This window comes from Allobosea caraganae (genome assembly GCF_003351345.1).
Lineage (GTDB): Bacteria > Pseudomonadota > Alphaproteobacteria > Rhizobiales > Beijerinckiaceae > Allobosea > Allobosea caraganae.
In genome coordinates, this window is sequence record NZ_QQTO01000009.1 from 37,867 (window position 1) to 50,529 (window position 12,663).

The 12,663-nt window shown below is 65.9% G+C and carries 10 protein-coding genes; 1 reads left to right on the forward strand and 9 read right to left on the reverse strand.

Features of this window, described 5'->3' with window-relative positions:
* Nucleotides 1-102: 102 nt before the first annotated feature.
* The 7 genes from DWF00_RS04385 to DWF00_RS04415 all read right to left on the reverse strand — a co-directional run bounded on the left by DWF00_RS04385 (nt 103) and on the right by DWF00_RS04415 (nt 9,211).
* Nucleotides 103-1,935, reverse strand: a complete 1,833-nt coding sequence (locus DWF00_RS04385) for a GH39 family glycosyl hydrolase (RefSeq protein ID WP_114832604.1) — start codon at nt 1,933-1,935, stop codon at nt 103-105.
* Between the two features lie 211 nt (nt 1,936-2,146).
* Nucleotides 2,147-2,980, reverse strand: coding sequence for a 5-deoxy-glucuronate isomerase (locus DWF00_RS04390; protein WP_114832603.1), 834 nt, complete (start codon nt 2,978-2,980; stop codon nt 2,147-2,149).
* Complete coding sequence (locus DWF00_RS04395) at nt 2,973-4,037, reverse strand: ABC transporter ATP-binding protein (protein WP_245973745.1); 1,065 nt, start codon at nt 4,035-4,037, stop codon at nt 2,973-2,975. Before DWF00_RS04395 ends, DWF00_RS04390 begins: the two co-directional genes overlap by 8 nt.
* Nucleotides 4,030-5,058: an ABC transporter ATP-binding protein gene (locus tag DWF00_RS04400; RefSeq protein WP_245973746.1), complete on the reverse strand. Its 1,029-nt coding sequence runs from the start codon at nt 5,056-5,058 to the stop codon at nt 4,030-4,032. Before DWF00_RS04400 ends, DWF00_RS04395 begins: the two co-directional genes overlap by 8 nt.
* Nucleotides 5,059-5,077: 19 nt before the next feature.
* Nucleotides 5,078-6,217, reverse strand: coding sequence for an ABC transporter permease (locus DWF00_RS04405; protein ID WP_114832598.1), 1,140 nt, complete (start codon nt 6,215-6,217; stop codon nt 5,078-5,080).
* 10 nt (nt 6,218-6,227) lie between these two features.
* Complete coding sequence (locus DWF00_RS04410; protein ID WP_114832596.1) at nt 6,228-7,214, reverse strand: ABC transporter permease; 987 nt, start codon at nt 7,212-7,214, stop codon at nt 6,228-6,230.
* A gap of 83 nt (nt 7,215-7,297) precedes the next feature.
* Nucleotides 7,298-9,211, reverse strand: coding sequence for an ABC transporter substrate-binding protein (locus DWF00_RS04415; RefSeq protein WP_114832594.1), 1,914 nt, complete (start codon nt 9,209-9,211; stop codon nt 7,298-7,300).
* Between the two features lie 226 nt (nt 9,212-9,437).
* Here DWF00_RS04415 and DWF00_RS04420 point away from each other — a divergent pair, with 226 nt between their 5' ends.
* Nucleotides 9,438-10,502: a LacI family DNA-binding transcriptional regulator gene (locus DWF00_RS04420; protein ID WP_114832592.1), complete on the forward strand. Its 1,065-nt coding sequence runs from the start codon at nt 9,438-9,440 to the stop codon at nt 10,500-10,502.
* A gap of 17 nt (nt 10,503-10,519) precedes the next feature.
* Here DWF00_RS04420 and DWF00_RS04425 read toward each other — a convergent pair whose 3' ends face one another.
* Together DWF00_RS04425 and DWF00_RS04430 are read right to left on the reverse strand one after the other, a co-directional pair.
* Complete coding sequence (locus DWF00_RS04425) at nt 10,520-11,488, reverse strand: quinone oxidoreductase family protein (protein WP_245973747.1); 969 nt, start codon at nt 11,486-11,488, stop codon at nt 10,520-10,522.
* Nucleotides 11,489-11,669: 181 nt separating this feature from the next.
* Nucleotides 11,670-12,248: a TetR/AcrR family transcriptional regulator gene (locus tag DWF00_RS04430; protein WP_114832590.1), complete on the reverse strand. Its 579-nt coding sequence runs from the start codon at nt 12,246-12,248 to the stop codon at nt 11,670-11,672.
* Nucleotides 12,249-12,663: the final 415 nt, after the last annotated feature.

Genomic DNA, 12,663 nt, shown 5'->3' on the forward strand with positions numbered 1-12,663 from the left:
GGAGAAGGGAAGAACGCGTCGTGGTTCCCGCTTCCCAAGCGGCAGCGGAAGATCGCAATGTCGGATTCAGGCCTTTGAAAGCCTCGGATACGATGCTCGAAATCAGGCCTCGATCGCGGCGCTCTCCGCGCTAACCCGCCCGAACAGATCGCGCGCCCTGACCTTGAAATGGCCGCCGGCCGGATGCAGGTAGACGCTCGACAAGAGCCCGACGGGGTTGATGACCTCCCACGCGCCCGACCCGTTCGCGCTCCACAGCACATCGAAGAGCTGCACGCCGCCATGCGCCGCCGGCTCCCAGAACAGCACGATGTTGCCGCGACCATTGAGCCCGCCGAAACGCCGCGCCTTCAGCTTGGACGGCGCCTCCGGCGCCTCGCCCTCACGCCTGATCAGCGCGACGAGCGCGACCGAAGGCAGCGGCATGTCGATTGAGGCCGTATGGCTCGCCTGCGCCCCGCCGATCTGGAGGTGCTCGACTGAAAGCGCCGGCTCCTGCGCCAGCCGCATCGCCTCCAGCTCGGCCGCGTCTGGCAGGTCGGGCGCGCCGAGATCCTCCCAGATGGTGAAGGGGTCGCCCTTGCCATGCGCGATCTTGAAGGTTGCCAGCGCATAGGCACCCGGCTGCAATCCGGCGAAGTCGAGCTCGACCTTGCCCTCGCCCGACTGCCAGATGCGGTCGACGCTGTTATAGAGCAGCACGCTCGCGCCGGACCTCTCATCGCTGCCGCCGAGCACCGTGGCGATGGCGCCGAGCCCAACGCGATCGGGATCGAGCCCCTGGTCGTCGAGCCTGATCCGCTGCTCGCTCAGCAAGCCGAACAGCTCCATCACGCTGAGCGCCGGCTTCTTGACCAGCTCGAAGGGCTCCGGGGCGGCCCGGCGGGCATCGAGCGCACCGATATCGGTCTTGTGCTCCGCCTGCGCCGCCTTCACCGGGCGCTTGCCGAAATAGGTCAGGTGGGTGCGGTGGCCCCAGTGGCCGACGAAGCCGTTGTCGTTGCTGAGGATGTCGTAGTCGACGTCCTCCGCATCGACCATCAGGCGCTGGTGCTGGTCGATGATCTTGGCGGCCAGTCCGGCGAAATATGGCATGGCGTGCCAGGTATGGTAGAGGTGCCAGCCGATCTGCGGGTCGCACTCGTTGTTGATGAAGGGCAGGCCGGCGAAGCGCGGGTGATGCTCGCGGACATAGTCGACCGCCATCATCTCGTGCCGGATGATCGAGAGGCTGTTCGGCGTCAGGTCCTCGGCGTGCTTCTTGGCGCCCTTCTCGTGGACCGAGATGAAGTCGAGCCTGACGCCCTTTTCGCCGGTGAACAGGTTCGTGCCGGTGTCGCAATGGGCGAGGAAGGATTTGAAGATCGGCGGGATGCGCCGGGCGACGCCGGGGCCACCGAGCTTGAGCTGGGGATCGACCGCCTTCAGCGCTTCCGAGCAGGCGTCATAGTAGTTGTTGAAGCCGGTCTCGCCGCCGAGCCTCCACCAGATGTCCGGCTCGTTCCAGGTCTCGAAATACCATTGCCGGAGTTCCTCAGCGCCATAGCGGGCCTGGTAGCGCTGCGCCAGCTCGGTGATGAAGTCGCGCCAGTGATGCGCCTGCTTCACGTCGTTGAAGTCGGTGTAGATGTAGGACGGGTTGCCCATCAGCTCGAGGAAGGGGCGGATGCGGTGCTCCAGCATGATGTCGAGCGCCGCATCGAGCCGCGAGAAGTCGTATTTGCCGAACTCGGTCGCCGTGACGAGGTCGAGCATGTAGTGCACGCGCATGTACTCGATGCCGCGATTGGGCACGCCGCCGACATAGGCCAACGTCTGCGCCATTTCCGGCTCCAGCAGCAATTCGCCGGGAGAGAAGCCGGTGCTGCGCCAGAAGCGCCGGAAGGCTTGCGTGGGCGCGGTGAGGTCGACGCGGATGCGGGTCGTATCGGGCATGACAGGTCCTTCGCAGAGAGGCGGACGAATTCGTATTGCCGGCTAATTTATGAGACTGACGGGATACCCTGCTCCGTCATTGCGAGCGCAGCGAAGCAATCCAGGGGGATTGCGCGAGCCCCCCTGGATTGCTTCGTCGGCTGCGCCTCCTCGCAATGACGGTGAGGCTCTGCCGTACGGCTTCGCAGGATGAGGCTCGCGGGACGCGCACTCATTTGAACTTGTCGCGCATCGACTGGATTCCGGGGATGGCGGCCATCAGATGGGCGTGGCGGTCGTCGAAATGCTGGACCAGGCCGCGCTGGGTCTTCCCGACCAGGATCGTGAAGATGTAGCAGCGGTGGCCGGGCGAGGTGACGGTCGGGTGGTAGCCCCTGTCCACCAGGATCGTGTCGCGATCCTGCACCATGAAGCACTCGGCCTTGCCGTCGGCATAGATGATCTGGGCGCCGAAGCCCGTGCCTGGGTCGTAGCGGTAGTGGTAGAGCTCGTCATGCGCCGTCTCGCCGTCGCGGTCGGCATCGTGCTTGTGCGGCGGATAGCCCGACCAGCAGCCGGGATCGGCATAGAGCTCGCTGACCAGCAGGTTGCCGGCCCGGCCTTCGCCGTTCTGACCGAGGATATGGAAGATACGACGCCGGCTATGCGTCTCCGGCGAGCCGACATCGACCATCGAAACTTCGCCCGGCAGGATCCGGAAGGCCTTCAGCCCGTCATCCTCACACAGCCCGCCGGCGACCGCGATCTCCACCGGCCCGGTCGCATTCTCCAGCCGAACCTTGCTGCCCACAGGCGCATAGACCGAATCCGCCTCACCCGACCAGATGTCGCGCCGCTTGCCGACCTCGCCGAAGCGCTCGCCATCGACGATGATGTCGGCCGTGCCGGAGAGCACGACATAGACGCTCTCATACGTCGGCAGGGTCTGCTCCAGCGCCTCGCCCGGCCCGAGCTTCAGCAGGTTGAAATAGACATGCGGCAGGGCGGGATCGTCGGTGACGATCGCCCTGTTGGCGTTATCGCTGGCGCGAACGTGCTTAGGCATGAGTTGGCTGTCCGGTCTGGATGGATTCGACGCCCTTGAGGTCGAGCGCCTCGGCGTGGTGACAGGCGATGCTGCGGCCGCCGAGGTCGCGCAAAGGCGGCGGCGTGGTGCGGCAGGCATCGGTGGCGAAGCGGCAGCGCGGATGGAAGGCGCAGCCGGCCGGGCGGTTGGCGGGGTCGGCGACCTCGCCGGGCAGGCGGATGCGCCGCCCCTGCCGGCGCTGCGCCGGATCGGGGATCGGCAAGGCCGAGAGCAGCGCCTCGGTATAGGGGTGCAATGGCCTGGCGAAGAGCTCGTCCGAGCTCGCGACCTCGACGACCTGGCCGACATACATCACCACGACGCGGTCGCAGATGTACTCGATCACGCTGAGGTCGTGGCTGACGAAGAGATAGGTGAGGCCGAACTCCTCCTGCAGGTCGCGCAACAGGTTGAGCGTCTGCGCCCTGACACTGACGTCGAGCGCCGAAACGGCCTCGTCGAGCACGACGAGGCGCGGATGCGTCGCGAGCGCGCGGGCGATGCCGACGCGCTGGCGTTCGCCGCCGGAGAAGGCATGTGGATAGCGCCGGGCATATTCCGGCCGCAGGCCGACCTTGGCGAGCAGGTCGCGCACCACGCCGTCGATCTCCTTCGGCGGCACCAGCTTGTTGACCTTCAGCACCTCGCCGACGATGTCGCGGACTTGCAGGCGCGGGTTCAGCGAGGATTGCGGGTCCTGGAAGACGATGCGCAGATCGGTGCAATAGGCCAGCCGCTCATTCTCGGAGAGTTGATCGAGGTCGACGCTGCCGCCATCTTTCTTGCGGTAGCGCATCGTGCCGGCGCTCGGCTGGTGGATGCCGAGCAGCAGCCGCGTCACGGTCGACTTGCCGCAGCCGGATTCGCCGACGAGGCCGAGCGTCTCGCCAGTCCTGATCTCGAAGGAGACATCGTCGACGGCGCGGATCGGGTTCGAGGCCCTGCGCTGGAACAGCGTCTTGCGCGGCTGGAAGACCTTGGTCAGCCCGCGCACGTCCATGAGGACATCGGGGGAGAGTTGCGCGCGCTCATGCATGGCCGGCACCTCCGTTGCGTTGGAGCACGCAGCGCACGTCGCGCCGCGGCCCGAGCATGGTCGTGCCCGGGTCCTCGCTCTCGCAGAGGCCCTTGATCGCGAGGTCGCAGCGCGGGTGGAAATCACAGCCCGTCGGCCGGTCGAAGGGCGAGGGCACCATGCCGCGAATGGCGGCAAGCCGCGTATTCCGCCCGGCACCCAGCCGCGGCACCGATTTCAGCAGTGCCTGCGTATAGGGATGGCGCGGATCGGCGAAGATCTCGTCCACTGTGCCGCGCTCGACGATCTTGCCGAGATACATCACCGCGACATCGTCGGCGATCTCGGCGACGACGCCGAGATCATGGGTGATGAACAGGATGGAGAGCCCGTCCTCGCGCTGCAATTCCTGCAGCAGGTCGATGATGTTCGCTTGCGTGGTGACGTCGAGCGCCGTCGTCGGCTCGTCGGCGATCAGCAGGCGCGGCTGGCAGGAGAGCGCAAGCGCGATGCAGACGCGCTGGCGCATGCCGCCGGAGAACTCGAACGGATAATTGCCCAGCCGCTCCGCCGGCCTGGGGATGCCGACGCGGCCGAGCATCTCGACCGCCCGCGCCTCGGCCTCGCGCTTGGAGAGCCCAAGATGCCGGCGGACCACCGGCACGATCTGCTGGCCGATCGTATGGACCGGCGAGAGCGCCGCCATCGGCTCCTGCGAGATCAGCGAGATCTCCTTGCCGCGCAGGCTGCGGATCTGCTTGCCGCGCGGGTCGAGTGCGCCGATGTCGATCGCCTCACCGCTGCGGCCGGAATAGGTGATGCGGCCGCCGGCGATCCGCCCGCTCGGCGGCAGCAGGTTCATCAGGGCCCGGCCGGTGATGCTCTTGCCCGAGCCGGATTCGCCGACGAGGCAGAGCGTGCGCCCACGCGGCACGTCGAAGGTGACGCCGTCGACGGCGCGCACGACGCCGTCATCGGTGCCGATCTGGACCTTGAGGTCCTGCACCGTGACCAGCGCTTCTGGCGGCGCTGCCACGTTCATCGAAAAGTCTGGCGCACGCTCAAGCATAGGGATCGGCCGCATCGCGAATTCCATCGCCGAGGAAGTTGAGGGCGAGCACGGCGACGACGACGGCGGCGCCGGGCGCCAGCAGCCAGGGCGCGGTCGTCAGCGCCAGGATGCTCTGCGCGTCCTTGAGCAGCACGCCCCAGCTCACCACCGGATCCTTCAGCCCGATGCCGAGGAAGGAGAGCGCCGTCTCGGCCAGGATCATGCTGGGGATCGCCAGCGTCACCGAGGCGATGATGTGGCTGGTGAAGGAGGGCACCATGTGCCGCCAGATCACGCGCTGCTTGCTGCAGCCGTCGAGCCGCGCCGCCAGGACGAAATCCTCGGTCCTGAGCGAGAGGAAGCGCCCGCGCACCACCCGCGCCAGGTCGGTCCAGCCGACCAGCGAGAGGATTACGGTGATCCAGAGATAGACCAGCAGCGGGTCCATGCTGGCCGGAACAGCCGCGGCCAGCCCCATCCAGAGTGGAATCGTCGGGATCGACTTGAGGAAGTCGATGCTGCGCTGCACGACCTCGTCGATCCAGCCGCCGTAATAGCCCGACATGCCGCCGAGCAGCAGGCCGAGGAACAGGCTGATGGCGACGCCGACGAGGCCGATCGACATCGAGATGCGCGCGCCATGGATCGTCCGCGACAGCACGTCCCGGCCGAGCCGGTCGGCACCCCAAAGGTACATGGGCTGCGAAGGGTCGGCCGGGCCGATCAGGTGCCGGTCCCAGGGGATCAGGCCAAACAGGTTATAAGGCTCGCCCTTGGCGAAGAAGACGACCGGATTGACCGATTTCTCGTCGACCACGAAGGTCCGCTTCAACGCGACCGGGTCGAAGCTCATCTTGTAGCCGTTGACATACATGAAGCGCAGCTCGCCGCCGGCATCGCGGCCGAAGAAGTGCAGCGCCTGCGGCGGCCCGTAGGTGTAGCGGGCATTGTAGGTGTCGGCCGAGAACGGCGCGACGAACTCGGCGAACAGCGCGACGACATAAATGCCGACGACGACGAAGGCGCTGAAATAGGCGAGGCGATGCCGGCGAAAGCGCCGGAAGATCAGCGCCCATTGCCCGGTCTCGGCGAGCTTGCGGCCGGCAGGAGCCGTGGCCGGCGGAGCGATTGGAGCGGCGATATCGGTCATGGCCACCTCCTCACGCGTAGCGCACGCGCGGATCGAGCCACGCGAGCAGGATGTCGGAGATCAGGGTGCCGATCACGGTGAGCGCGCTCAGCATCAGGATGAAGCTGCCGGCGAGGTACATGTCCTGCGCCAGCAGGGCGGAGAGCAGCAGCGGCCCGGCGGTCGGCAGGCTCATCACGACGGAGGTGACGATCGCGCCCGAGACGAGGTTGGGCAGCACCCAGCCGATGGTCGAGATGAACGGGTTCAGCGCGACGCGAACCGGGTACTTGAACAGCAGCTCCATCTCGCCGAGCCCGTTGGCGCGGGCCGTCTGGACATAGGGCTTGTAGAGCTCGTCGATCAGGTTGGCGCGCATCACCCGGATCAGCGCTGCCGTGCCATGCGTCGCCAGCACGAAGACCGGCAGCCAGAGATGCATGGCGAGGTCGCCGACCTTGGCCCAGCTCCACGCGGCGTTGACATAGGCCGGCGAGAACAGCCCGCTGACGCTCATGCCGAAATAGCGCGAGAACACGTACATCAGGGCCAGCGCCAGCAGGAAGCTCGGCACGGCCAGGCCCAAAAAGCCGAGGAAGGTCACGACATAGTCGAGCCAGGAATAGCGCCGGACCGCGCTGTAGATGCCGATCGGCAGGGCGACGATCCAGGTCACGATTAGCGTGATGCCGGAGAGCAGCACGGTCAGCCCGAACCGGTCCCACATCAGCTCGGAGACCGGCTTGTTCCACTCGAAGGACTCGCCGAAATCGCCGCGGAACAGGATGCCGGAGATCCAGAGCCAGTATTGCACGTACCAGGGCTGGTCGAGCCCGTAGCGCAGCTTCAGCGCGCTCAGCGCATCATTGTCGAGCGAGCCGCCCTGCTCGGCGAATTTTGCGCTGAACGAGGTCAAGAAGTCGCCCGGCGGCAACTGGATGACCAGGAAGGCGACGACCGACACCGCCGCCAGCGTCGCGAGCGTATAGACGAGTCGCCTCAGCACGTAGCGAAGCATGGCAGCCTCCAGTGCAACCAGATCGGGAGGGCGGTCCCGGAGCCGCTGACAGCCGCTCCGGGATCAATCGGCGTTGGCCGAACTCACTCGTAGAAATACTGCTCCGGATTGGTCGGCCCGGGCGTCATGTAGAAGAACGTATCCGGCATGATCTCGGGCACGTTGCGCATGTTGTTCTTCACGACCCCGTAATTATCGGCTTCCATGTTGGTGCCGATCACGTAGAACTGGTCGCGGGTGATCGCGAGGATCTTCTTCATCACCTCGAACTGGCCGGCCGTACCCGGCGTCTTCTGCATCTGGACGTAGAGCGCCTGCTGCTGCTTGGCGGCCTCTGACGGCTCCTCGGCATTCGGGTCGTTCGGGTTCTGGAAGTAGATGCCCCAGGCCGAGGCAAAGGCCGCCTGGTTCTCGTAGGGGAAGTACCATTTCGGATCGAGCAGGCCGAGGAAGTCGTAGCCGCCGCCGCCGATCCAGACCAGGCCGTCCTGCTCGTTGGCGAGCATCCGGGCGAAGGCGAAGGATTCCTCGACCGCGCGCACCTGCATCTCGATGCCGACAGCCGCCCAGTACTTGCGGACCAGCTCGAGCGCGTCGATCTGATAGCGCCGTGACGTCGCGGCATCGATCGCAAAGGAGATGCGCTTGCCGTCCGGCCCGAGCCGGAAGTTCTGCCCGTCGCGCTTGGTGTAGCCCGTCTTGTCGAGCATCTCGTTGGCGGCCTTGGGATCGTACTTGGTGTACTGCGTCGCCATCTGCTCGTCGTAGAGCGCGGTGCCGGGCCGCGGCGCCGCCTGATAGGGCTGCGACTGGCCGGCATAGATCAGGTCGTTGAGCTCCTCGCGGTTGATCGCGAGCGACAGGCCGACGCGGAACTCCTTCTTGCGGAAGACCTCGCGCAGCACCGGGTTCTTGCTGGTCTGGTTCAGCGCGATGCACATGGCGTTCGACCAGGCCGGCTGCGCCTTGAACAGGCGATAGCCGCTGCGCTCGCGGTTCTGCGCCAGCACGATGCGGGTCTCCAGCCCGTTGAGGCGCTGGTTCTGCATGTCGAGCTCGCCATTGATCGCCTTGAGCACGATCGCCTGCGTATCGCCCATGATGTCGAAGGTGACGCGGTCCATGTAGGGCAGCTGCTGCCCGTTCGGATCGACCTTGAAATGGTAGGGGTTGCGCTCCAGCACGACCTGCGTGGTGCCGCCATAGGGCACGGTCAGCCGCCACGGATCGAGCACGGGCCGGCCGGTATCGCGCCAGCGGCCGGGGAAGCTGGTCTTGTTCAGGAAAAGCGCCGACCAGTTCGCCGCCTTGGCATCCGCGACGAGCTTGTCGATGCCCTCGGCATTGTACTTCTTGTGGAACTGCTTGAGGTAATGCGCCGGCGCGGCCGCCAGCATGTCGGAGCCGAAGGTCGTCGCCATGTTCTCGAGCAACATGCCGTTCGGGCCGGTGAAGCGGAATTTCACGGTGACGTCGTCGATCTTCTCGACGATGACGGGGTCGTTGCCGCTGCGCAGCCAGCGCGGCACCGACGGCGTCAGCTCCTTGTTCATCAGCACGTCCTGGTACCAGAACATGATGTCGTCGGCGTTGAACGGGGCGCCGTCGGACCAGCGCGTGCCCTTGCGCAGGTGGAAGACGTATTCGGTGCCGTCAGGCTTGATGTCGACAGTCTCGGCCACATCCGGCACGACCTCGGTCCAGGCCGCGTTCCAGCGCACCAGACGGGTATAGCCGACCGAGCGTTCGATCAGGGAATCGCTGCCGCCCATCAGGGCCTGGCGCCAGGTGCCGCCATATTTGCCGGCCTTCTCGACCGGCTGCAGCACCATCGGCTTTTCCGGCAGGCGCTGTTCGACCGGCGGCAGCTTGCCGGCCTTGACCAGCTCGGCCAGCGCCGGCGCCTCCTTGTAGCTAGCAGCACCAGCCGCACCCGCCCAGGCAAAGATCAGAGAGACCGCAGCGCCACGCAGAGCGCGCCCGTGAAAAAATCCCATCGCTTCCTCCACTGCGCCTTCTGGTCGGACCGGGCGCTATGAAGCTACGTTATCGTTATCGTTCTTTCATCGTCAAGCGGGTGCGCGACATATATCTCGATCTCCGCTAGGCGGCATAGTATGTGCGGAAGCAGCAACTATTTCGCTCATGTGGGAGCGGAGCCTCTCCTTTCGGTCGATATAATTCCTCTGGCAAAGGATATCGTTATCGTGAAATAGTGGCTTCATGGATGCAAAGCCGCCTCTGCGCTCCCCCACCGTCACCGACGTCGCCGCCGCCGCCGGCGTCTCGCCGATGACGGTCTCGCGCGTGCTCAACGGCCGCGGAGGCGCGGGAGAGGAGACGCGCCAGCGCGTGCTCGAGGCCGCGCAGGCGCTGAACTATCGCCCGAACGCGTTCGCCCAAAGCTTGAAGAGCGATCGCTCGAACACGGTCGGCATCGTCGTTCCCGATATCGTCAACCCGTTCTTCCCCGAGATTATCCGCGGCGCCGAGCTCGTCGCCCGGCCGGCCGGCTACACCTTGCTCTCCTGCAACGTGGTCGAGGATCCCGAGCGCGAGGAGGAGGTGCTCGGCACCTTGCTCGACCGGCGCGTCGACGGCGTCATCATCTGCAGCGCCCGCCTCGACGAGGAGCGCCTGCTGCGCGCGATCGCACCGCATCGCGCCGTCGTGCTGATCAACCGCAGCGTCGCCAAGCGCTATGCCGGAACGATCGAGGTCGATTACCGCGCCGGCGTCGAGGCCGCCGTCTCCAGCCTGATCGCGCAGGGCCGCCGACGCTTCGTCTTCGCCGCCGGCCCGGCCTATTCGCATGGCGGCCGCAAACGGCGCGAGGGCGTCGAGGCGGTCCTGTCGCGCCACGGACTCGCGCTCGTCCACGACCTGTCCTGCACGCCCGACCTTCAGGGCGGAATCGAGCTCGCCGGCAAGCTGGTGCCGCGCGCAGGCGAGATCGACGCGGTGATCTGCTATAATGACCTGATCGCGCTCGGGCTGATGAAGCCGTTCGAAACGGCCGGCATTTCCGTACCCGACCAGGTCGCGATCGTCGGCTGCGACGACATTCCGGCCGCCTCCCTCGTCACTCCGCCGCTGACGACCTTGCGGATCGCCAAGCAGGATCTCGGCGAGATGGCGATGCGGATGCTGCTCGACCGGATCGCCGGGCGCAACGCCCAGCAGGGCATCGTGATCGAGCCCGACCTGATCCTGCGCTCGACGACGCCGAGCGATCTCGTCCAGGAGGAAGCTGGTTCCAAGCTGGAGCTCGCCGCGGCTCGCATCTGAGTCCGCGGAGAAGTCCGTCAGATCGTCAGGACGACCCGCCCGAATGGGCGGTCCTCGATGAGATGCCGCATCGCCTCGGCTGCCTCCTCGAGCGCGAACGTCCTGGCGACGATCGGCTTGATCTTGCCGGCGGCAAGCAACTCGGCGATCACCGACCAGGCTGCGCTCCGCGCAGCGGTGCTTTCGGTCGAGAGGATGAAGCTCTTGATGCTCGCGGCCTTCCAGATCAGGTCGGTCACATTGATCGTCGTCTCACGGCCGCCGGAATAGCCGAGCGTCGTGAGCGAGCCGCCCCGCGCCAGAATCCTCAGCGCCTCGCTCAATATCCTGCCGCCGATACCGTCGATCACGATGTCGGCGCCATAGCCGGCCGTGATCCGATTGACGCCGTCAGCCAGGCCCTCTGCCGACAGGTCGATGACCTCGGAGAAGCCGAGCGCTGTCGCTGCTTCGGCTTTCACATGGCTGGTGGTCGAGGAGATGGCGTGCCTGGCGCCGAGCGCCCGAGCAAGCTGCGTCGCGGCATTGCCGACCGAGCCGCCAATGGCCGGCGCAAGGACGCTCTTCCCCGCTGTGAAACCGGCATTCTTGAGCGCGAGATAGGCGGTCAGGTAGGCAACCGGGAGACCGGCGGCGGCAACGTCGTCGATCATATCAGGCACGCGGTAAAGCACGTCCTTGGGCGCCGCGACGTATTCGGAATAGCTGCCATTCTCGGAGACGCCGAAGGCGCCGCAGAACGCGACGCGCGTTCCATCGGGGAAATCGGCGTCGCCGCCTTCGACGATGCCTGCCCCCTCATTTCCGAGCACGAGAGGCGCCTTCGCCGGCGGGAAATGCCCGCTGAGGATGGTATGGTCGAGCGGCGTGACGCCGGCCGCGGTCACCCGCACCAGAAGCCGGCCCGCCGACAGGCTCGGCCCGGGAATCTCCGCGAGCTTCAGGTCGTGATAGCCGCGAAAAGCATCTGCTCTCATTGCGCGCATGGCTGTGTTCCTTCAGTGGACGTCGATTTCAAGGCTTCCGCATCTCGTGGATGCGCAGATCGGGCTGTAACGGATGGTTGGCCGCGAGCCCGCGCGGACAGCTGGACTCTTCGTCCCGCCTGTGGTTAAAATGACTGGTCATCTTACACTTTAATCGAGATTGGAGCCGCTGGCCGTTGCCTCACGCCCTGAGGCTGGCGAGCACGACCCTGTCGAAATCCTCCAACGGCCTATGGCTTCTGTCGACCTTCGCCCGCATGATCGCTCCCTCCCACGCATTGAGGAGGCACGCGGCGATCGACCTCGAATCGATGTCGCGCCGCATCGAGCCGTCAGCCTGCGCTGCCTGAACGCAGGCTTCGATGGCGCCGCTCCAATCGGCCAGGAGACCTGCAAGGCGCTCGCGAATCGAAGCACTCTGATCGGACATCTCCGCCGCCATGTTGCCCACCAGGCAGCCGGTCTCATAGGCGTTCTGACGCGTGAGGTCGTTGAGATGACGAAAATACCGCGCAAGGCGCTCCATGCCAGGCCCGTCCTGATCGCCAAGCATGAGCAGCGAAGCTTGCACCTTGTGCCAGTAGCGCTCCAGCGCCGCGACGGCGAGATCCTCCTTGCTCTGGAAATGGTTGTAGAAGGAGCCCTTCGGCACCCCCGCCGCCTCGGTGATGTCCTGCACGCTGCAGCCGTTGAACCCCTTGCGATGCAGGGTTTCTACGGCGGAGACGACGATCTTCTCTTTGAGGCTCAGTCTTGGCATGCGTCGAATATGACCGGTCGTCTTAGACAGGTCAAGTGCGATGCTATGCGGTCATCGCAGGAGGCACGCCCGTGCGCGTATCCTCGCGGGGCGGCTCTTGCGGCGCCTGCTCCGAGCGCTGGACTGGCGGCCTTCCGATCGAGCAGATCGCTTCAGCGCCCGTGAATGCGAGGAGGGTGAGCTGCAAGGCAACCCCGGGGCATCGCGCGAAACCCCTGGGTTGCTTCGCTTACACTCGCAATGATCGGGTGAGGCTCGCTGGTTAGGCGCCGCCTTCCGCTCTCGGCGTCGCCCTGAACGGAGAAAAGCCCCGTGGTTTTGACCATCGGGGCTTTTGATTTGGTTGCGGGGGCAGGATTTGAACCTACGACCTTCAGGTTATGAGCCTGACGAGCTACCGGGCTGCTCCACCCCG